Source organism: Paenibacillus harenae DSM 16969 (genome assembly GCF_000422465.1).
GTDB lineage: Bacteria > Bacillota > Bacilli > Paenibacillales > Paenibacillaceae > Pristimantibacillus > Pristimantibacillus harenae.
This window is the reverse complement of record NZ_KE383844.1, coordinates 459,975-482,823: the sequence shown is the minus strand read 5'-3', so window position 1 is coordinate 482,823 and position 22,849 is coordinate 459,975. Positions and strand designations below refer to the sequence as shown.

Below are 22,849 nucleotides of genomic sequence, written 5' to 3'. Positions count from 1 at the left end.
GTTATAAGAGCAAACGACAACGAGGAGGAGAAAACCATGTATATTCCTTCACATTTTCACATTGATAAAATAAAAGGCGCTTACGACGTTATCAAAGCACATAGCTTTGCAACACTATTTTCACACCAAAATGGAGTGCCCTTCGCTACTCATTTACCATTAATTTTGGATAAGGAGAACAAATACTTATATGGGCATTTTGCACGTCCGAATCCTCAGTGGAAGGATATTAGCAATCAAATTGTTTTAGCCATTTTTCATGGTCCGCATTGCTATATCTCTCCTTCATGGTATGAAACAAATAAAGCAGTTCCAACATGGAATTATTTGACTGTTCATGTATACGGCGAAGTCAAACTTATTGATGATGAAAAGGAGTTAATGGATTCCTTGCATGAAATGGTATTGAAGTATGAAGCCCCTGATAGTTCATATAGATTGCAAGATGTAGACACAGACTTTATCGCTGGGCTGAATAAAGGGGTTCAAGGATTCAAAATAAGAATCGACAAGATAGAGGGAAAAGCAAAGTTAAGTCAAAATCATTCCGTACAAAGGCAAGAACTTGTCATTAATCAACTGGAACGGATTCAGAATGGAGACGAACAAAAGATTGCCTCTCTTATGAAAGCAAACCTAAAAAAATAACTTTAGGTAATTGGACGGGTACGATAGCAATAAACAAGAAGATACGGCAGCCGGTATTAGTAGCTGCCGTTTTCTCAACTAACTGGCAGTTAACTTAAATTAAGTAGTGTGCATTGGGAAGTGAAATATTGGTTAATAGCGAATACAGTTACTTTAGAACGCAAAACTAGTACTACTTAACGATGATCTTGCTTTTGTAGATTTTTCTATGGGTCCTAGTTTATTTTTAGTAAAGACAAATGATGATACCGCAGCCACATTCAAGGTAAATGGTCAAGATCATTACACAATCGGATTTCGTGTTAAGGACATTCAAGGATTTCAAAATTTTCTATCACAACTTGATGCGAAAATAAGTCCTATCGTTGTTGAAGGACATGGAAGCTTCTTTACGTTTTACGATCCTATTGGAAATATGTTTGACGTTTTTCAACCGCCGCAATAAATCCCGAAGGTTCTTTCTTATCTTAAACTAACAGGATACGTTAGAATGGAGCTGCACGCGGCTCCATTTGCTCTATTAAAGTAACGGGTTAAAATAGTGAAAAGGGATCGCCGGCTGCGCGCAGTTTAGTACCTTCGAAAACAAAGAACTGACAGTACGGCTGTTTATTGTGCCAAACGACAGGTTAGCGACGGCGGGTCAAACATTCCATAGATTTACGCTGCTTATCCAGACGGTTGACAGCGGACGCGTCGTGCATTATGATTAGATCGAACGATCGTTCTAATCATTCTAGGCGAAAGGAGGATGGGTGCATGTTCGAGCAATATAACAAGGTGCAGCAGGCCGTTCTGGAGACAACGCTGCATCTGATTATCGACAAGGAGCTTCAGGCGACATCCATGTCGCTAATCGCAAAGGTTTCCGGTGTTTCCACTGGAAACATTTATCACTACTTCAGCAGCAAGGAAGATATTATTAACGAACTGTACAAGGCGATCGTGCGATTTAATGGAGAGTTCGTGATGAAGGACATGAACAAAGCCAATTCAATTCTGACGCAATTTCGCAAGGTTTGGCGAAACTTAATTGAGCTGGGCATTAAGTACCCGAAGGGGTTTCGGTTCATTGAGCAGTATTCGTTTTCTCCCTATATTTACGAGCAATCCAAGCTAGAGGCTTATAGGGACGGCTGGTGCGGACCACTGGAGAAGCTGTATCAGCAGGCAATTGAGGAAGGTGTATTCGTTCGATTACAGCCTCAAATGATGGTGCAGATGCACTACGGCTCCATTGTCTATCTCCTTAAGAGTCATCAACAGGATATGCTGGAACTGACAGATGATGTCGCGGATCAAGCAATTCTCTTTTGCTGGAACGCAGTAATCCAAGAAAAGGGTTGGAACGATTAAGGTTCGGCCCGATTCTTTTCGCAAAATTTAGATCGAACGTTCGATATATATTTGATGAAGATTGTTGGTCGCAAAGAATGGTGCTAGCTCATATCAGAAGCGTGATTAATATGCTTGAATCCGACTGAAGTGAACAATTGCAGAATAAATAATGGAGGGATTTCAACTATGGAAAAGAAGACGATTTTTATTACCGGAACAAGCTCAGGACTGGGGAAATTGACGGCGATCCATTTTGCAAAGCTTGGCTGGAACGTAGCCGCGACAATGCGCACGCCGGAGAAAGAAACAGAACTTACCACACATGACAATATTAAAATCTTCAAGCTGGATGTCACGAATGTGGAGGAAGTCCAAAAGGCTGTAAACGATGCGATTGAAGCCTTTGGGAAAATCGACGTTGTTGTTAACAATGCGGGGATGGGATCTTACGGGGCGCTTGAATTAGCCGAAGAGGGTACTATCGATTGGCAGTTTGCCGTGAATGTCCGCGGCCCGATCAATGTCATTCGCAAATTCCTGCCCCATTTCAGAGCAGAAGGCGGCGGAATGTTTATTAATATCAGCTCCTTTATGGGCGTAACGACAGCTGTCCCGTTGGGATCTCTATATAACATGTCCAAGTTTGCTTTGGAAGGTTTGACGGAAGGCCTCTATTACGAGCTCAAACCATTGAACATCGAGCTTCGGCTTATCGAGCAAGGTGGCTCCAAAGGAAATAATTTCGTGCATAGCGTCATCTGGAACAAGGACGAGAACGTTAAAGCTTACGATGATCTGATGAAAAAGGTAGGCAATTTGATGGAAAATTCGCCTGAAGATCAACTTGATGACCCGCAAACGATCGTAGATGCCATCGCTGCGCAAGCCACCGGGGAAAGCAATCAATTTCGAACTGTCGTCGGCGAAGCTGGAAACAGCTTATTGGCGCTACGGAATTCGGTTCCGATTGAGCAATATCTGGAAACGATCGCGTCGAACTATAAGTAAGTCTCAGTTGCCGGTGTCAAGCCGGTCGCAGTCTAAATATTCGCATGAAGTGGATATGGACAACATGAGTTTATTGACGAGAACACCAATATATTAATACCGCCTTCGCCGTCGTTGCCGACATGACGTCTATTTCGTGTGAGAAGATATGATGGTTCGGCTGCGCCGGACCTACATTGTCATTAATGGTTTCTTGAATCTCTTAATGGCCTTTCATTCACGCGCAAGTTTCCTTGCTCATCGAAGGCTTCGAATGTAGCGTCGGGAGTAAATAATTCGGCAAGCTGCGACAATTATAGGGTTTACACTAAAGTGAGTCGTCCTAATGGGCGGCTTTTTTTATTGCCCAATTCAAGCAGTTTTGTGGTCGCTTTAATCTCAAAATATCGAACGCTTTTTCGTGTTATTACATAAGTTATAACTCGTTTTCGCTCTGAAACTTCTGTTTTTCGTGTTATTACTGTGGTATAAGAAGGATATAGTATCGTGTTGTTACTATTCAAGTGTAAAGTTGAAGGAGCTGCCGTGGCAGCTCTTTTATATCTTTACAAAATAAGAAATTTTGTACATATGTACTGATAGGCGAGGCGTTAGGTTATTTGGCAGTTTAGTTAAGAGGAATCAATTACCAATAAACAAAGTTGTTATATTCTGGGATAATTAGAAAGCAGATTTTCATTTAAGAATAGTTGGTAAAAAATTGAAATCAATCTATTGTTGTCAATAGTACAAATCAAATATCCGGCAGGTTGGTAAGTGATTGAAGCTGTTAAGATTAGGAGTTGATAATAATGCGAACTTTTCGATTGGTACCTTTGGTTTTTGCAGTTTTGTTGATCATTTCCGTTTTACTAAATTTGTTCCAATTGAAACTAAATAATGAACAATCAGATAGAATCACGAACGTTCTAGGAGCAAGTGTGGCTAATGGAAGGAGCCATTTAATTGAAACAATGTTTTATTTGGATAACGCTATTAAAGGTGAGCAAACCGGCATGTCCTTAAGAGAAACCTCCTCCAATATATTTGCGACATACAGAATATTAGAGCCAACAGTGCACCTCCACCCGGAATATTCGAATGAATGGCTGGAAATCACAAAAACCTTATTCGATATATCTCATTCTCAAACCCTTAGAGAAATAGAAGCCGCTTATCAGGTAGAGGGTGCTCTTACCTCAGAACAAAAAGATGTACTTAAACAAATTTTATTTTTTCTAACGGAAGTACGTGAAAGCCTTAAAGCACCTTCAATCCGTATATTACTTGGTGGAGATCCTGATTTTTATATTCCTTCCGAGGCCATTCAACGAGCTTACCGTGCTGCAACAGAAATTCAAGAATTTCTTCAAAGCAAACAATAATTACGCTCCCATGGAAGAACGCAATTGCTTCCATAATCTGTGGTGTCGCGTAAGCGGCATGGATGTTAACGGGTACGATAGTTCAATACGCAGTAAGACGAGGTTACCTATGTTTGTTAAATGTGACCATACAGAAAGGGATGGTATATTGATCGATCGGAGAAATTCAAAGCTCTTTGACCATGAGATCGAACTAGGATTAAACGAGATCTCGGATACTGAAATACTTATAAACTTTAGTAATGCGTTAACAAGCCTATACCCCCATTTAATACCTATTCACGCATTTGGTTATGATGCATGGGATGATATTGTAATTCCGTTATTTTATGAGATGGTGTATGAATCATTTTCCTTTAAATACGGTATAACTATGACTCCAAATAATGTACACGCGTATATGTATACTCTCCCTTCGTATCGTGGAATTTGCCATATTGAATGCATTCCCCAACGATCCACTGTTTCTGTCTTCAAAAATTTTGAGTGGTTGAATATAGATAAACAATACTTTGAAAGTAAACTTATTATTTTCAAATCGTTCAGTGATGGTGTGAACTTTTTGACTGGTGGAATTAAGAAGGAGCAAACAACTAGTGTCCATTTTGATCATGTTGAAGTCGAAATCGTAAGCACCGAGATAGGGGGGACCGCTAAAGGGAATATATATGAAAACATATTTATCCATAAAGATGACTTGAACTTAGTATTTGTTGCTGAAGACAAAGAATGAGCGAAAGCTATTGAACTAACGGATACAAAAGCTCAATGAAGCTGCCGTAGGATCGAAGGCAGTTTTACTACGAACGGACAGGATAGTTAGTGCTCGACGACCAAAGGAAGTTCGGGCCAGTCCTTTTTCCATTTAATCGCATGTTCATGACGGTTGGTTTGAACGTTCGCCGTTACGAATGGCGAATTCTGTTTATTGCAGGGCTGGCGCTTGCTTTTAGCAACGATTCCGACACAAAGCCGTCAATCCGCTCGTCATACTCTGCCCACGTATAATTCTTGTTCTCGATGATCAACTTCGGGATCAGCCACGCATCGATGGCCGTGCGGACGAACGCCTGACTTGCGCTCCACACCTCGCCAGCTTGAACGAAATCTTCGTCCGATTTAAAGGAGACAGGTCCCCATTCGTTACCACGTATACCGCATATGTATCGCCACTGCCCTTCGACATCGGCGTGGTAATAGTAGATCAGGTGAGGGTTCAGCGGCATCAACAGCCGCTGCAGCGATTCGGTAAAGCTTTGGAGCTGCGCGATATTCATGCTTTGCAGATGCGAGACGCTGATGACATCTTGGAAAAGGACGCTTTCAATAATGACGATGTCCTCGGGGGAGTTCAACTGCTCCTCGACGAACCGGCCGTACCGGTCGACTAGCTGCCGAATGAAGGCATCGGCGCCTTCGGCGGTATTCAACGCATAGTAATGCTCCATGGGCGGCAGCAACGGGTGATTCTCTTCCAGCTCAAGCAGGCATCTTGCGCGTACGCCTTGCGCTGTTAGCAGGTTATGTATGCGAATTGCCGCCGTCGTTTTTCCGGAGCCAGGGATACCGTCTATAACTAGCAATCGTTTCTGCGAATGGATGGCTGGCGAGCGTCGGTTTTCGTTCATGGATGTTCTGAATGCCTCCTATGGTAAGTCTATTGATCATACTTTCGACAGCAGGGGGAAATTTCCTCTATTGACTGGGGCGTATGTGCCTTCTGTTTTGAGTTAAGAGCATTGTCCCATCCCCGACTATGTGAGCGAAACTTTGTTGCGCTAACGGGTACTATAGCTCAATAAACACATACAAAGGCTGCCGGCATGATCGGCAGCCTTTGCTACTAACTGCAGTATTGTGAAACTAGAGCTCAGTAAACTTCTTCAAAAGCTACATATTCGTGCAAATCTGAAGGTAATTCATATGTGGCTAAATGGGTGTAGTTTACCAATTTCACCGTAGGTCCCACAGATATTTGATAAGTAATACGGTCCTTCCCTACAGGAACATGATGTCCCAGGGTAGGTTCTACCTCAATCGTTATTGAGAATATAAAACCACGAAATCCATTCAATCTATTGCTTTCAACAACAGTAATGTGCCACGGCTCAATTTCGGGCTTCAACTTTAGAATATTAGGATAATAAAAGTCTCCAACTACTTCATAATTATTGGGGGTTAGAAAAAGCATAAGCATGTCTTCTACTCTAAGTTGTGTCGAATCATGGGTTGGTTGAGGTGCTGCTTGGGCGTTAGTTTGTGGCATAATAAACGATATGGCTAACATTAAAGCGATAATCTGGTTCATTTAATCCCCCCTTTTTTACACAGTATTCCAATTACTTTGCCCTTAGGGGGGTGCATTTATTAAAGAATGATAATCTAATTTACTAAACGGATAAACAGGGAGCAGTTTAGTCACGGCAGACTGCTCCCGGTTTTCATTAATGGACAGCTAGTAAATCAGAAGGGTTTAACAAGTACTTATCGAATACGTAACTAACCAAATAGTGGAAGGATGCTGATTCGTGTATAGAGTTGATGTGGCATATTCACTAATTACAAATGAGGAGCAAGACAAGGTATTAATCGTTAGAAATATTCACTCCTCAAGTTGGTCATTACCTGGTGGTGCAGTAGAGGTCGACGAATCATGGTCTTCTGCGGCGATAAGAGAGGCAAGAGAAGAAACAGGTATCGAAGTTGAATTACTTGGTATTAGTGCAGTAAACGAATGCTTTTTTGAAGATAAAGGTGAGCACGTAATCTTTGTAACGTTTAAAGCAAAACTAAAGAGTACAGACATAATGATTACACGACCACATGAAATAGCCGTGGTAAAGTGGGTTGGTCTTGATGAGGCTGATCAGAAAATGCCGTATTATAAACACGGAATAAGAAAACTAATTGAATCAGATGTAATTCCGTACGATTTTCAAGGGAAACAAACCATAAAAACATACAACTCATTGAAGTAACGGATACGATAGTGGGGGAGCTGCCGCGAGGACAGCTCCTTTTTGATGCTCATAGAAGTAACAGGCAGGATAACGTGGCAATAAGTGGAATGTTTATATGGTAGGTACGGGTTTTAAGCATTCACGAATGGAGCGATAAGATGATCGGGAGAACCATACGAGTTTTGGAACAAGACCCACGACTCGCCATCAGCATTTTTTACCCTTCGTCCGGAGGGAGCCCTCTTAGAGGGATAGACCTATATACACCTTGTCAGGCAGAGGCAGCTTCCGTTTTAAGGGAGATGGGCGTAGACCTCGAAAAACTGAACGTCACCGATGATATAACGACAGGTGAAACGGCAACTACAATAAGAGAGGCATTGCCGGTTATTCTATGGTCTCCGGGATTCGGCGTGGAACGTGATATGTATCTTAGGATCATCTCAAATCTTGTACCGAAGGGGTATATTATCGTCACTATTAGTGCCCCGCACGAATCCGTATTCACCGTATATCCTGACGGTAGCTTTATTAAACAAGGGAAAGAAATGGCCGAGCTGAAGAGCTCCGATTATAATGGCTGGTACCGTCTTCTGGAAGGCCGCTCCCAGTCAATTACCGCTGTTATAGAATATCTCGAGACTGTAAACCGGTCCGACCCTGAGTTGAAAGGATTAATCGATCTGGAGAACGTTGCAGCAGTCGGGCATTCGCTGGGTGGCGCCGCCGTCCTCGAAGTGACCAAGCTGAACAATCGTATAAAGGCCGCTATCCTCCTCGATCCTAGCTTTCACCTCTTCCGTCGGGACGGCGTAACATCCTCTGTTCCCGTTTTACTGTTGCGACAAGAAGCTTCGACCTATGATGCGATGGCTGCGGCCATGAACGAGAAAATAGCGTATGACTATATCGATGGTCAGCGTTATGCGTTCACGGCTCTAACGAATGCCTGCTTCTTTCGGGTGAACGGTGCGCAGCATATGTCGTTCTCGGACGTGCCTCTTCACTACAGTGACCATCATGCGGTGTCGGTTCATGCCGTTACGGTCGATGCCACGACCGCGTTCTTGGAAGAGGTCTTCCAAAGCGGTCACGTGCCGCCTGCCATATCGCTGCAGTTCAGCACTGTCATTCCGATTAACTCTGAAGGGGATCCCATCGAACCGATATAGGGGTAAGCCGAATATCTCAAGGAGGTATACATAGTTTTATTACGGGTACGATAGTTGAAACATAAGCGATGGAGCCAATCCATCGTTTCTTTGTGCTTACGGGAGTAGTGTGCCAGAACGAAAATGAAGGATTTTAGACAATTATGTAGAAGAGTTTGGGAATAGATATATAAGATTGGTGGTAGAGCACTTGAAACTTTCTTTCGAAAAATTCGAAGCCGCAAAAAATTATTTAATGAAAAATGGGAGAGATCTCGAACAAGAGCTATTTCGCTTTCACTTCGAAAAAGGTTCTTCTCAAGCGTTACTTCGTGTCCTAAGTAACTATCAGGGTGAAGATGGCGGATTCAAAAATATGGGTGAAGGGCATCCCATCTATACCAATGCAATGGATACCTCCATGGCTTTCCAATATCTCAGTGAAGTTGGGGCTACATCCAGGGATGAAATTGTTCAAAAGGGGATCCAATACATTGTTGATTCCTATGATTGTTCCCTAAAATGTTGGCACCCTAGGCCCAACGAAACGTCTAGCAGGTGGGGTGATAACCCTGGTGCTGAATTGGTTGGATTTCTTTTCGAATATCGGGACTTGGTTCCAAACGATTTTCTCGAAGCCGTAACTGAAACCCCATTATCATCGATTCGAAATCCTAAAAAAACTTATGACCAATTTTATTTTTTGAAAGCTCTCTGCTTCCTTCGTTTGGCCGCGCGAGTCGTCGAACCGTATAAGACAGAAATCCTAGATTGGCTCAAAGCCGACATTTTTGAGATCATCGAAACGGATCAGTCGAAATGGGCAACAATATACAGCGCAAAACCTTTTTTCTTCGCTCATTCGCCCCAAAGTCCGCTATATGAAACAATAAAGCACCAAGTCATCCGCAGCCTAGAAAATGAAATAATAACTCAATCCGAAGAGGGGAATTTCGTTCTCAACTGGAATACGGATGCAGAAAGCCAAAGGATTTGGAAAAGCATTTGGACAATGGATGTATTGAGGGCATTGCACCATCACGCCATGATTGAAGGGTAAACAACTGCTTTCTTTGCTGAGCCTGATGGAAACATCCATGAGTACAGAACGACATCGGAATAATTAACAGGAGCAGGCGCCGTAGCGACCTGCTCCTGATTCGTTGAAGTAACGGGAGTTAAGTTCAATGCCGCAATCGATAAGAAATTTCCCAGTTTATCCTGTGCTATAATGGATGCTGATTAAAGTCCACTCGATAAAAAGGAGATTAATATGGATACGTACGACGACGCTCTCTATAGGTTTGAAGCGGACGGAGCTGCACCGCTGCCGGACATGATTGATCAAGGCTATCTCGAACACGACGGTGCTCGAATCTGGTACGCCACTTACGGGTCCGGACCGGCCGTGATCCTGCTTCATGGCGGCCTGGGCCACAGTGGCAATTGGGGTTATCAAGTTCCATCGCTGGTGAAGAGTGGCTATCGTGCGGTTTTGGTAGACAGCCGAGGCCACGGCCGCAGCACGCGCGATGAGCGACCGTTTAAGTATGAATTGATGGCATCCGATGTTTTGGCGGTAATGGATGCTTTGCACCTTGAGAAAGCGGGTTTGGTGGGCTGGAGTGACGGCGCTGTCATCGCAATGATTCTTGCTATGAAAGCACCGACACGTGTTGCTGGTGTCTTCTTCTTTGGCTGCAACATGGATCCGAGCGGTGCAAAGGAAATTACGGAGATCAGTCCGATCCTTGCCCGGTGTCTCCGCCGACATGCGAAGGACTATGCGCAGCTATCAGCCACACCGGATCAATTCGAGGCATTTTCTGAAGCGGTCAGCCTCATGATGCAAACGGAACCAAACTATTCGGCGTACGATTTGGCTCAGATCAGGGTACCAGTTGCGATTGTGCATAGTGAGCATGATGAATTCATAATGCGCGAACACGCTGAGTATCTTGCCCGAAGCATTCCAAACGCGGAATTAGTTAACCTACACAGTGTGAGTCATTTCGCACCGCTGCAGAGGCCCGAACAATTTAACCTCCCAATGCTTGAGTTTTTGGGAAAAGCTCTAGCTTAAAACAAGAGTACGGGGAGAGCGCTACTTGTACAGTCAGCGGATAAAACTGTATCACAAGTAACCCAATAGTTGTTGAACTAACGGGTACGATAGTGCAATAACAAAGAGCTGCCGAGCAATTATGATCGGTAGCTTTATTCAGTTAAACGGGCCATCCATACAATCCTCTCCAGCGCCCAATAAACAGTGCGCAATATGGGAGGCTTTTTCGTGCTGTTGGCATACTTGCCTGAAGTTCCATAAGCAGAAGGAAGTCTTTAAAAAGTCGAGTTAATTTGGTAATATATGGTAACAGTCTTATTCTGGGAGGTCCTATGATTGAAGCTCCAACGATTGTTGGGTATTACCATGCTGCTGCTCAGCCGCAAGAGAGTAGGCGCTCAAGAACTGGCCCGCCAGTTTGAGGTCTCGCTGCGTACTATATACAGGGATATTGAGGCGATTAATGCTGCCGGAGTGCCTGTTGCCTCGTTTGCGGGGGTAGATGGCGGATACGAGATTATGGACGAGTTTCGTATAGAGAGACAGATTGTCACCTACGATGACCTCTCGTTTATTGTAACGGCCTTGAAAGGGATGCAGTCTACTTTGCAGGACCAGCAAATGGAGCATTTGCTGGCCAAGATCAGTGCGCTGTTTGCCAAATCCGATCGACACCGTTTGGAGGAGGAGAGAGAACAGCTGATTATAGGCGTGAACCCGTGGATGAGGGTGGATGCGGATAAGGACAAGCTGGCTGCGCTTCGGCTGGCCGCCCGGAACCGGAATGTGGTTTGGCTTACCTATTCAAGTTCGGAAGGAGATACGGAGGAGAGAGCCGTAGAGTCGATCGGGCTTGCCTGGAAAGGAAGCGCCTGGTACTTATACGCTTACTGCAGACTCAGAAGGGATTATCGAACGTTCAAGCTGTCTCGCATCCGTCAGCTTCGGGTCGATATGGAAGTATTCCCCCGCCGGAAGGAGCGTCTGGAAGACCTCGATGTGCTGGAGCCGGAAACCCTGGCCGAGGAAATCAGTGGTCAAGCCAAGCGGGTTGTTGAGCTGTACAAGTAATTTTCAATAACTTCATACTTCCTGCTGACAACACGCTGTCAGTGGGTAGGGTCCATACTATAGCTGTTGGACGGATTGCCGTCCAGATAAAAAAAGGAGGAATGATGATGTACACATCGTTGCAAAGCTTTATTGCGGATTATACATACGAGGCGGAGGGAACCCAGAAGCTGCTAGATCTCTTGACCGACGAATCTCTTAAGCAGGAAGTGCTGCCCGGCTATCGGACGCTTGGAAGACTGGCCTGGCATATCGTCACTACCGTTCCGGAGATGCTTCACCGAACGGGCCTGAAGTTCGATGCGCCATACAAGCACACCGAGTCGCCGGCATCGGCTGCCGAAATCGCATCTACTTACCGGACCGCCGTTTCATCCATGCTGGAGGCCATCCGCACCCAATGGACGGATGAGACCTTGCTGGAGGAAGTCAATTTGTATGGGGATCCGTGGAAGAACGGATTCACTCTAGACGCATTTGTGAAGCATGAAATTCACCACAGGGGCCAATTGACGATCCTGATGCGGCAAGCTGGTCTGACGATTCCGGGGATTTACGGCCCTGCCAGAGAAGAGTGGGCCGCGATGGGAATGGACGCTCCGCTTGTTTGACCGGAAGACCTCGAGAGAGGTCTTTTTTCTTGATCAATCGTCCGGCGAATTTACCGAACGGCAATCTTAAGTTTATAATTTATAAGTTTTCAAGTTAGCCATGCATAATATGTGAAACCCTTTATTTCATTTGATTTTTTAAAAATTAGGTCTTGATAAGCGATGGTATAGCCTGCGAGTGATAAAGTTTTAGACTATCGATGGCATTTAGCTCCCTCAGAATACTTATATATCCAAGTGCTTATTTGAGTAAAATACTCTAAGATATTTAAGAATCATATTATTAGAATGGAGCGGAACAAGTTGGATATTCCCTTTGCCTTATTATCCTTTTTATTTATGTTGTTTTTCTTAATTACAATTCGGGCGATTATAAACAAAGATAAATGTGATCTACTCATATTTGCAACATCTGTTTTTTTTGGAGCTGTTCTGTTGATTAGTGCAGGTATTTTTGCTCGATAAGTGTGTTCTTAAATCTTCATTAATCCTAATGGGGAACGATAGCGCAATAACCAGGGAGCAGATCGGTGCGGCAGCTGCTCCCTGGTCTCGTTGAAGTAACGGAAACCCGAAGTTTAATAAATGGAATCACTTACTTCACCAAGGTTAGAAACAAATGTTTGAGGATGTTCATATTACTAGATGTTTGAACAAGCAATTGGAGGTATGATAAACGAAATAAAGAGTAAGGTCGTTGTACTGTTAGTGCTTTTGGATTGTACAATTCCATTTTTATTTTACTGGCTATGGGTTGAATTGATCTAGGTATTTAGATGAATCATAAAAAGAAGGTCTATGCTAACGAATTCTTTGGTTGAAATCAAGACACGACGGCAGCCCGCCAGAATGACCGGCTGCTTTTTCTATGCTAAAAACAAGGAGGTTAACAGTGAAAGAAATTATATTATTTGTACTCGTTTCCGTTTTAAGTGTTACCATGGGATGTGCTCAAGAACAGGAACAATCATACCTAACAGGGATTATTGAAGAAGTTGATGAAGATAACATTACCATGTTGATTGAAAAGAATAAGTCAAGAATAGGTGAACCGGACAAAGTTTGGCTCACTCGAGAACAATCCTTAGATTTTGGAGCATTGGAGAAAGGACAAAGAATTAAAGCTTGGGTCTCAGATGCACTTGTTAGATTAACAGGTATACCACAAGTGACAGCTATTAAAATCGAAGTAATTCCGTAGGTATTACTCACGAATTTCATTACGGCACGATAGTAGAGGAGCTGACGCGAGGCCAGATCCTTTTTGATGCTCATTGAAGTAACGGGCAGCAGTTCCAGTATGTGGTATTATATAAGTGCTAATAAAGGGGACTTTTTTGGGGAGGACGACGGCATGGACAAGAGTTCTGTTCATAGAACAAACATGATAGGCGGTGGTGAGGTTGGCGCCATCTCGGTCGACATGGATAAGCGTAGTATTCATGAAACAAATAGTTTATTTTGGGATACAAAAGGAACTGATGTTTTAGGAGAAACCGCACTTCCGTTCTATGGAGCATTTGTCTCGGAAGAAAAGTGCAAGCTTTTTGGCGATGTCTCAGGAAAAAAGATGCTAGAAATAGGATGTGGAAGCGGTCACTCCTTGCAATATCTGGGGGAACGCAAAGCATCTGAACTATGGGGAATGGATTTATCGGAAAACCAAATCGAAAAGACAAAGCAGCATTTGACGGCGTGTGGTCTTTCAGCGACATTAATCTGTTCTCCCATGGAAGAAGAATGTGGCATACCAGAGAGTTATTTTGACTTTGTTTATTCGATTTATGCCATAGGCTGGACAGCCGACCTTGAGGGGACTTTTCGCCGCATTGCTTCTTACCTAAAAAAAGACGGGGTATTTATTTTCAGCTGGTCTCACCCTATACACAAATGTGTTGCTGTAGAAAATGATAGGCTTGTTTTTAAAAAATGTTATTTCGATGAATCTTGGTATTCGCTCCCATGTCTCAACGGGTCATAGCCCTTTCATTCCTTCGTCACATCTTAACTAAGGGGTGGAGGTCGATTTTTTTAACGGAACGGGTCATAGCCCTTTTGCGTAACGTATCCCGATACTCCGTGCTTCTTATTATCCTGCGAATGCTTGAGCCGGTGAGGTACAATCAATCTCTTATGCTACCTGTGGGAAAACTCTGGTTGAATAATAGGTTTCGTTGCTTTTTGCAAGACCGACAAGCAGGTCGTATTCTTCAAGCAGGTGCTGTAGATGAAGCTTGTAAGCATGGAGTGCTTGAGTAGTACCGACGCTGCACTTAGCAAGTGCAATGAGCCGATCCGCTCGTTTAACCCCGGCGTGACGCTTCATAAATTGTTTCCATCCAGAAATGACTTGCTCCCTCGTTAACCGACGAACATCACTCGGCAATGGAAAGAGTCTGAGCGTAGCAATTGCACTGGCGCAGGTAAGGATTTTAAAAACTTGACGAAGTTCAGGAAAGACAATGTCTACCCAGCGATGAATCTGGTTAACTGCAGCGTTAAGGCGCTTAGTAACGGTTTCTCGATTTGCCATGAGAATACGCAGCTCCTCGTATGCTACCGGCTGAAAACGAACGGGGGAGTAATACCCGTTTTTAATCATATCTGCAATGACTAAAGCGTCTTTATGATCGCTTTTAGATGGTGTATTATCTCGGTTTTCTTTGTTCTTCTTAACAAGCTGTGGATTAACCAGAACAGCCTCAATGCCTTGATCGATAAGCCAACGTGCTAGGCTAAACCAGTAATGGCCAGTAGGTTCCATCCCAACAATGACTTTATTAAACTTGTAGGATTTGAGTAAATCCTGAATCCAGCGGCCTAACTGTTTGAACCCTTCAAGATGGCTGCCAAACTCCAGTGGATGGCCTAAAGCGATTCCCCGAAAGCTTACAGCGCGAGCGACGTGAGCTTCCTGGGCGATATCTACGCCTACGACTAGGTGATGAACGGTAATGTTTTCAATGAGTTGATTTTGCTTGTCTTGTGCCTTAAACTTCATAGTAGAGCGACCCCCTGATGTGGATTTAAAGGGCTTTTGACCCCTTGTGTAATCCCATCGTACAGAGGCGCTCGTTTTTGTTCAAACTCCAAATTATTCGTTTTATAAGAATTCTAACGGGAAACGATACTTCCATGTTGGCTGCAACTACGAATGGCAGCCTCAATGGTTCTTACTGGCAGGTCATTACCGCTTGGGAAGAGGCATTATTGGTTATCCCAGTTTAATCGGAACCTGTGTGCTTGTTATTGGAACGCTTCTATATTTCTTATTTCGATAAGATAGAAAATCAGTGAGGCTGCCGGCATAGAATGGCAGCTTCGTTGAGCTAGGCAGTATACTTAAAAAATTGTGTTCTAACTATGGCCTGGTTAATGGTAAATTAGACAATGTGAAAAGAAGGGGTGTAAATTATTTTGCAGAAGCTAAATCTTATCGGTTTGATACTTATTACTGCTGCAATGCTGTGTGCATGCTCAAAGGATGTATCCAACCAACCGGAAACAGCAATAACAAAACAAGTTGAAGGAACTGCTTTGCACGTGGAGCCAATCGATTTATTTGCCGGAGAGGCACGGAAATTCCAACCTTTTCTTGGCACGATGTCGGGTGCAGTGAAATTGAAGTACGGCGGAAACAAAAATGATATTTCTGCTAAAATTGAACTTTGGGAAAAGGGAACGAAAACGAAGACATACAGTTCCATTGGTATCTCAATGCAGGATTCACAAGATAAGACAAAGGACTATGAAGGCGAATTTATTGCATCGATTAAGACAGTTTCAATTGAAGGCAGTAAACCACTGTATGAGATCACAACAGCTTTTGCGAATAAAAACGGTACGGCATCAAGTATTACATACATCGATCGTGATATTAGAAATACAGGAAGCAATACTATCCAACTAAATAAAAGCTTGGATGTCTCAGAAAATGACGAGGTTGCCGTATGGGGGATGCAAGCCACAGATAAGAATGAGTGGGAAACCATTGATTTAACTCCGGAGGGATTGAAAAACGCAAAATGGGCTTTGATATTTAAGTTATCTGTAAACTGACAAATCGTGGTTTATGTTATCGGGTACGATAGTGGAGCGCAGTGCAGATGCTCCATTTTTTCACTCAATTAACTGGCAGATAACGCTAATGCCTACATAACCAAGCCATATTCAAATTGATTTCCACCATGTTACAATTTCCCATATTAGAAAGGATTGAGAACAATGTAGTCATAACTAAATCAGATCCTCGAGTAGGATCTCCACCCTTATGCCTGATGAAATGGGCTTAATGAATCATTAAGGAGGATCAATATATGAGCAATTATGCGTGGGATGGTTTGAAAGTCAGGTTAAGGCCAGTTCTGTCATCAGACTGGGACAAGTTTCATAACAATGATATGGATTCGGTTAATGCTAGACTTTGTGATGAAATACATTTTCCGAGATCAGAAGAAGGAACAAGACAGTGGGCAGAACGCCAAGCCCTTAATACCTCAAACGGGGACAATGTATTTTTGGCAATTGAAACATTTGATGGAACACTTGTCGGAAGTATAAGCACAAATAGTTGCAATTCACGAAATGGAACTTTCAAATATGGAGTCTCGATATTTCGAGACCAATGGCGTAATGGCTATGCTTCAGATGCAATAAAGGCAGTACTTCGATATTACTTTGGAGAGTTACGATATCGGAAGGTTAACGCTCATGTCTATGCCTTTAATGATGGATCTGTAGCATTGCAGGAGCATCTTGGATTTATTCAAGAGGGAATAATAAGAGATATGGTCTTTACAAAAGGTCTACACTATGACGAATATATTTATGGCCTGACTAAAAACGAATTTGAGAAATTATATCCGTAATAGTAACATAGGCTGCCCTCGATGGCAGCCTTATTCGTTCAACTAACGGGTTTACATATTAGATATGTATAATATGTAAACCTTCATGGTTTTATTGGATTTTTTAATTTTAGGTCTTGATAAGCGATGGTTTAGCCTGCGAGTGATAAAGTTTTAGACAATCGATGGCATTAACGGGGCAACAGTGCTGTTATTTCACGCGATTGACAATAAGAGGAGAATGTTGTAATTTAATAATGAGTAAGTGACTCACTCAAAAAAAGTTTCGCTATTCATTTCAAAAGGAGATGCAAAGAATGAGTAAAACGAACATCCTGCCTGATATATTTCTGCGAAATCGCAATCGACGCAAAAATACAAGGCTGCTTCAGATTCATACGCCGAATCGTATCGTTGAAGGCCGTTACGTTAGAATCGGCGGCATCGACCAGTGGGTAACAATACGGGGAGAGGATTATCATAATCCCGTTGTATTGTTCATCCATGGCGGACCAGCTTCCCCATACTCCATTTTCAGTCCTTTGCTTCGTTCTTGGGAGAGATGTTTCACCATCGTTCAATGGGATCAGCGAGGCGCTGGCAAAACGTTCACGAGGAACGGAAAAGAAGGAAGCGGCACTATCACCTTTAACCGCCTTGTTCAGGACGGGATCGAGTTGTCGGAGTACCTGTGCAACAAACTCCGACAGCAGAAAGTGATTCTCATCGGCAGTTCAGTAGGAAGCCTGATCGGGATTATGATGGCGAAACAGCGTGCCGACCTTTTTTATGCCTATGTCGGTACCGATCAAAATTCTCCGGATCCTCAGCATCTCACGTACCAGTTGACGGTGGACTCTTTCCGCAATGTTGGCCATGCGAAAGGAGTTCAATTGGTCGAGAAAATGGGGCCGGATCCAACACGATGGAGCCGCGAGGATTTCGAAATGAGGAATCAATACCTCGTTAAAGTGGTCAACGACGTGCCGAATATGATTATGGATCTCATATTGCCGTCTATGCTCTCTTCCCCAGAACACAAGTTCAGCGATCTCATCGATATTTTCAAAGGGATGAAATTCTCCCTTGGCCACCTTTTTGACGAGTTAGTGGCTTTTGACTTCGACAAGGTTGGACTGCGCTTTGAATTGCCGTTCTTTATTATGCATGGCGATAAAGATATCATTACGCCGACTGCAACGGCAAAAGCATACTTCAACAAGATTGAAGCTCCTTTCAAAGAATATGTACTAATTCGGAATGCCGGCCATCTTGCTTGTTTTGCCCGCCCGGAGCAATTTCTGGAGGAACTTATCAAGCGGATACGTCCTCTTGCAACCGCAACAGAGAACGAAATTGTAAAGGGGATAATTTAGAGATTTCATGGTACGATGAGGATAAACCCTTAATAAGATTGGAGATTGAGGATCATTGTCCCCATTAAATAAACACCAACTTAATCAGATCCGCGACGAACGCAGAGAACAGATTAAGCAAGCGGCGCTAAAACGATTTGCCCGGCACGGATACTTGGGAACGAAAACGAGTATGATCGCTGCGGAAGCCGGTATCAGCGAAGGTCTAATTTTCCGATATTTCAAATCCAAGGACGAGCTTTTCACTACGCTTGTTCAGGAGTTAATCGAAGAAGCGAAGAAGGAAACCGAGAACCTTCAATATTTGCCTGGCTCTCCATTTGAACAAATCAAAGCTTTAACCGAAGGTATGCTTGATGAGAGCAGCAAATATGCATTTATGTTAATTCTAAAGGCCCGCAAGACGGGTGATATTCCAGATGAGGCCGCACGGATTCTTGAACAACATTCAGAGGATGTTGTACTCGACAGGCTTATTCCAATCTTTGTTCAAGGGCAGCAAGCTGGAGAATTCTCCCTGGGAGATCCACGGAAGCTGTTGGCTTGGTACTTTTACATCATCAATTGTCTTATTATGGAGGAAGTTGAGAAGGAAGAGTATGGGTTGCCGAATGTGGAATTCTTAATGCAGTTTTTGAAAAAATAACTTTATGCAAACGAATTTTTAGTTTTCAATGCCTCAATAATCGGATAAAGATAATGCAGGAGCGTTCGAAAGCGCTAGGTCATTAGGCTAAAGGAACACGATAGCAACAATATGGGGTAAAGTTGTTGTTCGGTATCGAAATAAGCAGCGCTACCCTCTTGGCGGCTGCATGTTTTCTGGTTTATCAACCGAAGGAAATCATGGCGGACAGAGTTTATGGTATTGGCACTTTTCAGAACGAATACAGCATTTCAACGAGTCCTGCAGGCGAGAACATGATTCCCAGTACCCTGCAGCAATATAACGAAGTAAGTGACGATTCCAGAACTAATATTTCGTATACGGTCATATATGAGCAGAACAAGTGGTTCAAAAACAATCAGGAATGATTATACCTCTATTTTCACTAGGCTGTATGAAAAACGCGTGGTCAACAACAATTTATTCGATCTGATCCCCAAATCATTAGTTATTCCCAGCGTAGATAATATTAAGGAAGCAAGGCTGTGGGTGCAACAGCACCATCCGCAATTTCTACAGCTTAGGGATAAGACCGTTATTAATCCATCAGTGCTTGATAGCTGGATACGGGATGGTTACCGACAATATACAGCAACGCTTCTCCCAAGGGGCTTTCGCTGAAGGATATCATTGCGCAGGCTTCATCAGATGATGAATGAGGGAACAATGCTTGCTATCGTACCTGTCTACTCGACCGATCTTGCCACGCTGTCTTTTTGTGATCATCCATAAAACCAACAGAACTGAATAAAAGTAACGTAACGCACAAAAAGATCATCAATGGTGCAGGGTGAAATTGTAGAGATGTTACCACACCAATAAGCAAAATGAGGCCAGCCATCAGTGGTGTACCTTGCCTGGCTTTTTTTTCATATTTTCGGTACAAGTCGTTGAACTCCCCCGTTACGATAGTTCCATCACAACGAGGCTGCCGCAGGATTAAACTGGTCGGGAAGATAGTTTAGATAAAATAATTCTTACCCCAAAAGAAGTCGGTACAATAAGAGTAGATATTGAAGAAGAGTGTTGAACCACATACTGGGGGGATTGTAATGGATGACTTTGTTAGCAAGGGTGAACTTCTGTGTCGGCTTCATAATGGATATAAAGAATTTAATGAAGGAATCAAGCGGCTTTCGCCTGAGCAGATGGAAACACCAGGCGTGAACGGTAAGTGGAGCATAAAAGAGGTCATCTCGCACTTTATTGCTCATGAACAGTTCGCTTTAACTGAAATTCGTTATGCGCTTGAAGGCAAGCACTACGAGCCTGAGGAGACCGACATCAATTTATTCAACGAGCAGGCTGTTGCAGTTCGACGCGATCAATCTCTTGAACAAATCATTCAGGCATGGGACGCCTCTTTTAGGCAGGTCGTAGCGGTTGTAGAGGGGTTGCCGGAGTCCGCATTTGATCCATTTGGGGAATTCACCAGGCTGCTGGGGGACACTGTTGACGGAGCGCTTGGAAACAATACTTATCAGCATTACGCAGAGCATCTTTTAACAATAATGAATTGGATTTCTAAGCTTCCAAGAGGATAATCCGGTTTTGGTGTTGTTAGATATCAAAACCATGACTTTTATCTGGAATTCAGCTAACGGATACCGTTCGACAAGTTCTGTTATAAGTTCTAACAACGTGAAAACAGGAGATTAGAAAGTTTAATCTTTTTACAACTGAGGATGGGAATGAAGGAACCATGTTTCCCGAAATCATCCCGCCAATACTCCTGCATGCGTCATGTCTGACAGGTCATGGGGTGTGAAGAACAGGTGGATTCGGCAGAACGCTGGAGCTGGGAGTGGAGGAACAGCCTCAAGTCTAACGGAAAAGAACGATTGTTTTCCAAGCGTGCATTGCACCGATCGGGTAGGAACGTGGGGATAAGTAACGAGGAATTTATGGACTAGTAAATTCAGTTAGATGGAGCGCGGAGTGCGGGGAAACTCGCACGCTCCGTGTGGAGCAGGGGAAAAGCTGGAGATCACATCAAATGCTTACCTATTGATGACGATAGCTCCATGACGACAGGCTGTCTGCATGATTGGCAGCCTGCTTATCGGGCAGGATTATTTAATAAAATGTGGAATTGATATTACAGTATAATTGTCATCTCATACAAAGGAGTGAGGGCATTGAATCTATTTGACCATTGCGTTGATAACGCGATAAGCTCGGAATTAAAGTGGTTGAACGAACCTGACACTTGGAGCTTTAAACAGGATAGTTCCTTCGAGGTGGTTGCCCCTCCTAAATCGGATTTTTTTATAGACCCGTCAGGAAAATCTACAAGGTCATCCGCACCGTTCCTTTATAAGCAAGTCAAAGGGGATTTCCAGGTGGAAACAAGGGTGTCCGTGGAAATGAAGGATCCTTATGATTCAGGATGTTTAATGATCATGTCGGATGAATCCCACTGGGCAAAACTCTGTTTCGAGTTTTTTGAAAATAGGCCCACCATTATAAGCGTGGTGACCAACCCGACTTCGGATGATTGTATCTCGTACAAAGTGGAAGTACGAAATCCCTTTCTAAAAATTACGAGAACAGGTAGCTGCTTTTCATTTTACTATTCAGAGGATGGACAAAAATGGGAAACCATTCGATATTTTGGGCTGGAATGCTCCACGGACATCAAGGTGGGAATTGTTGCGCAATCCCCAACCGGTGAAGGTTGTCTAGTCACATTTTCTCATTTGCTTATTAATCAAAGTCAGTGAGCGAGTATAACGAACCGAAAGCTAATAAAAACACGACGGCAGCCGGCTGGCTGCCTTTTCTCAACTAAATGCGATATTGCCATCATCGGAACACAACTAGTTTTGGTCGGCTTTTGTTGATACGCCTAAGCAAGTGGTGACTCTGTATTTCAAGGAGTGTTCATACGCTTGTCCAGATAATCGCTTGGTGGTCCAACCTAATGAATAATTTACACATATAACCATCCACTTTGCGGGTGGCTATTCCGGTTTTACATATTCAAAAATGCGTTCACTAATAAGGTGTAAAAACTGTGCCCATTGCTTTTGAAATTCCGGGTCCTCCGCAGAATACCCAGTGATCATACGCGTAACCTTACTGTAAAGTAGAGGGTAAATCGTCAGACTAGAAATCATTAAGGTGATTAGAGCCGGGTTCAGCTCCAGTGGCACCAGTCCCATCTCCTGTTTAGACTTCATATCCTCAACATAAGAATGCAGGACTTTCATCCTTCGTTCTACTCCGTTACTATTTTCAGGGATATTCTCTATAGCTTCCCAAGCTGTATATTTTAAAAAATCCACTAAATGTTCCACATTGATTTTGTATCTGAATTCCGCAATCTGTACAGGATTTGACGGAAGAGCAAAATTACCTTGCGGCAATGAAGTAAGGAAATCATCGATAACTTCATTGATGAGCTGATCTTTGCTTTTAAAGTAATGATAGATTAATTGCTTATTGCATCCAGCTCTTTTCGCAATCGCTTCAATTCTAGCCCCCCTGTGACCTTTATCATAAAATTCTTCCTTTGCTGCTTGGAGTATCGCTTTCCGAGTACGCTCAGCATTTCTTATTTCACCCATTAAATTTGACCTCCAATACCAACATTAGCTATATCGTAGTGATTTTAGGGTTTAAAGTCAATCTTAATTAGACCTAATAGTTGATAATACTTGACTGACGGTTGATTAAAAAGTATATTATCGTCGTAGGCCAAATAGGCATGTTCGAATAGGCCATTCCAACTGATTAAGAAA

Annotated in this window: 22 protein-coding genes and 2 pseudogenes; 20 read left to right on the top strand and 4 right to left on the bottom strand. The window is 43.2% G+C overall.

The features are described 5' to 3' along the window. The first annotated feature begins 36 nt into the window (after window positions 1-36). The 5 genes from H581_RS0126285 (at window position 37) to H581_RS0126265 (ending at window position 5,091) form a co-directional block, all read left to right on the top strand. The gene (locus tag H581_RS0126285) at window positions 37-648 is read left to right on the top strand and encodes an FMN-binding negative transcriptional regulator (protein WP_028612599.1); all 612 of its coding nucleotides are present in this window, start codon (window positions 37-39) and stop codon (window positions 646-648) included. Window positions 649-1,407: 759 nt separating this feature from the next. Beyond that, a complete protein-coding gene (locus tag H581_RS0126280) occupies window positions 1,408-2,004 on the top strand; it encodes a TetR/AcrR family transcriptional regulator (RefSeq protein WP_028612598.1) in 597 nt (198 codons plus the stop codon). Window positions 2,005-2,172: 168 nt separating this feature from the next. Then, entirely contained in the window at window positions 2,173-2,994 is an 822-nt protein-coding gene (locus tag H581_RS0126275; RefSeq protein ID WP_028612597.1) for an SDR family oxidoreductase, read from the top strand. A gap of 791 nt (window positions 2,995-3,785) precedes the next feature. Continuing rightward, entirely contained in the window at window positions 3,786-4,358 is a 573-nt protein-coding gene (locus tag H581_RS0126270; RefSeq protein WP_028612596.1) for a hypothetical protein, read from the top strand. A gap of 109 nt (window positions 4,359-4,467) precedes the next feature. Then, window positions 4,468-5,091, top strand: a complete 624-nt coding sequence (locus H581_RS0126265; RefSeq protein ID WP_245600159.1) for a hypothetical protein — start codon at window positions 4,468-4,470, stop codon at window positions 5,089-5,091. A gap of 172 nt (window positions 5,092-5,263) precedes the next feature. Here the strand turns inward: H581_RS0126265 and H581_RS0126260 are convergent, their stop codons facing one another. Continuing rightward, complete coding sequence (locus H581_RS0126260; protein ID WP_028612594.1) at window positions 5,264-5,986, bottom strand: P-loop NTPase family protein; 723 nt, start codon at window positions 5,984-5,986, stop codon at window positions 5,264-5,266. A gap of 242 nt (window positions 5,987-6,228) precedes the next feature. Then, entirely contained in the window at window positions 6,229-6,666 is a 438-nt protein-coding gene (locus H581_RS35470) for a DUF3888 domain-containing protein (RefSeq protein ID WP_051251386.1), read from the bottom strand. A gap of 220 nt (window positions 6,667-6,886) precedes the next feature. Between H581_RS35470 and H581_RS0126250 the strand changes: the two genes are divergently transcribed. The 8 genes and pseudogenes from H581_RS0126250 to H581_RS35460 all read left to right on the top strand — a co-directional run. Next, window positions 6,887-7,336, top strand: coding sequence for an NUDIX hydrolase (locus H581_RS0126250; RefSeq protein ID WP_028612593.1), 450 nt, complete (start codon window positions 6,887-6,889; stop codon window positions 7,334-7,336). 284 nt (window positions 7,337-7,620) lie between these two features. Next, window positions 7,621-8,490, top strand: a complete 870-nt coding sequence (locus H581_RS0126245) for an alpha/beta hydrolase family protein (RefSeq protein WP_169507547.1) — start codon at window positions 7,621-7,623, stop codon at window positions 8,488-8,490. Window positions 8,491-8,680: 190 nt separating this feature from the next. Then, the gene (locus H581_RS0126240; protein WP_028612591.1) at window positions 8,681-9,529 is read left to right on the top strand and encodes a prenyltransferase/squalene oxidase repeat-containing protein; all 849 of its coding nucleotides are present in this window, start codon (window positions 8,681-8,683) and stop codon (window positions 9,527-9,529) included. Between the two features lie 213 nt (window positions 9,530-9,742). Beyond that, window positions 9,743-10,552, top strand: a complete 810-nt coding sequence (locus H581_RS0126235) for an alpha/beta fold hydrolase (RefSeq protein WP_028612590.1) — start codon at window positions 9,743-9,745, stop codon at window positions 10,550-10,552. Between the two features lie 318 nt (window positions 10,553-10,870). After that, the gene (locus H581_RS35465) at window positions 10,871-11,605 is read left to right on the top strand and encodes a helix-turn-helix transcriptional regulator (RefSeq protein ID WP_051251385.1); all 735 of its coding nucleotides are present in this window, start codon (window positions 10,871-10,873) and stop codon (window positions 11,603-11,605) included. Between the two features lie 107 nt (window positions 11,606-11,712). Next, window positions 11,713-12,216: a DinB family protein gene (locus H581_RS0126225; protein WP_028612589.1), complete on the top strand. Its 504-nt coding sequence runs from the start codon at window positions 11,713-11,715 to the stop codon at window positions 12,214-12,216. 892 nt (window positions 12,217-13,108) lie between these two features. After that, window positions 13,109-13,417, top strand: a complete 309-nt coding sequence (locus H581_RS0126220) for a hypothetical protein (RefSeq protein WP_028612588.1) — start codon at window positions 13,109-13,111, stop codon at window positions 13,415-13,417. A 153-nt stretch (window positions 13,418-13,570) separates the two neighbouring features. Further along, window positions 13,571-14,176, top strand: a pseudogene (locus tag H581_RS35460) (class I SAM-dependent methyltransferase); the annotation flags it as partial. A 237-nt stretch (window positions 14,177-14,413) separates the two neighbouring features. On the opposite strand, the pseudogene H581_RS0126210 reads toward H581_RS35460, so the two are convergent. Then, window positions 14,414-15,217: pseudogene (locus H581_RS0126210) on the bottom strand (IS110 family transposase); the annotation flags it as partial. Between the two features lie 416 nt (window positions 15,218-15,633). Between H581_RS0126210 and H581_RS0126205 the strand changes: the two are divergent. The 7 genes from H581_RS0126205 (at window position 15,634) to H581_RS0126175 (ending at window position 21,829) form a co-directional block, all read left to right on the top strand. Further along, window positions 15,634-16,275, top strand: a complete 642-nt coding sequence (locus tag H581_RS0126205) for a hypothetical protein (protein ID WP_028612586.1) — start codon at window positions 15,634-15,636, stop codon at window positions 16,273-16,275. Between the two features lie 257 nt (window positions 16,276-16,532). Then, window positions 16,533-17,084 (top strand): GNAT family N-acetyltransferase, encoded by a 552-nt coding sequence (locus H581_RS0126200; RefSeq protein ID WP_028612585.1) that lies wholly within the window; start codon window positions 16,533-16,535, stop codon window positions 17,082-17,084. Between the two features lie 296 nt (window positions 17,085-17,380). Continuing rightward, window positions 17,381-18,439, top strand: a complete 1,059-nt coding sequence (locus H581_RS0126195; protein ID WP_028612584.1) for an alpha/beta fold hydrolase — start codon at window positions 17,381-17,383, stop codon at window positions 18,437-18,439. Window positions 18,440-18,494: 55 nt separating this feature from the next. After that, window positions 18,495-19,085 carry a TetR/AcrR family transcriptional regulator gene (locus tag H581_RS0126190; protein WP_028612583.1) on the top strand — a complete coding sequence of 197 codons (591 nt, stop codon included), beginning with the start codon at window positions 18,495-18,497 and terminating at the stop codon, window positions 19,083-19,085. Window positions 19,086-19,210: 125 nt separating this feature from the next. Continuing rightward, window positions 19,211-19,474: a hypothetical protein gene (locus tag H581_RS0126185; protein ID WP_028612582.1), complete on the top strand. Its 264-nt coding sequence runs from the start codon at window positions 19,211-19,213 to the stop codon at window positions 19,472-19,474. Between the two features lie 684 nt (window positions 19,475-20,158). Beyond that, a complete protein-coding gene (locus H581_RS0126180; RefSeq protein ID WP_028612581.1) occupies window positions 20,159-20,650 on the top strand; it encodes a DinB family protein in 492 nt (163 codons plus the stop codon). Between the two features lie 594 nt (window positions 20,651-21,244). Beyond that, window positions 21,245-21,829, top strand: coding sequence for a DUF1349 domain-containing protein (locus H581_RS0126175; RefSeq protein WP_028612580.1), 585 nt, complete (start codon window positions 21,245-21,247; stop codon window positions 21,827-21,829). Window positions 21,830-22,069: 240 nt separating this feature from the next. Here H581_RS0126175 and H581_RS0126170 read toward each other — a convergent pair whose 3' ends face one another. Further along, entirely contained in the window at window positions 22,070-22,675 is a 606-nt protein-coding gene (locus H581_RS0126170) for a TetR/AcrR family transcriptional regulator (RefSeq protein WP_028612579.1), read from the bottom strand. Window positions 22,676-22,849: the final 174 nt, after the last annotated feature.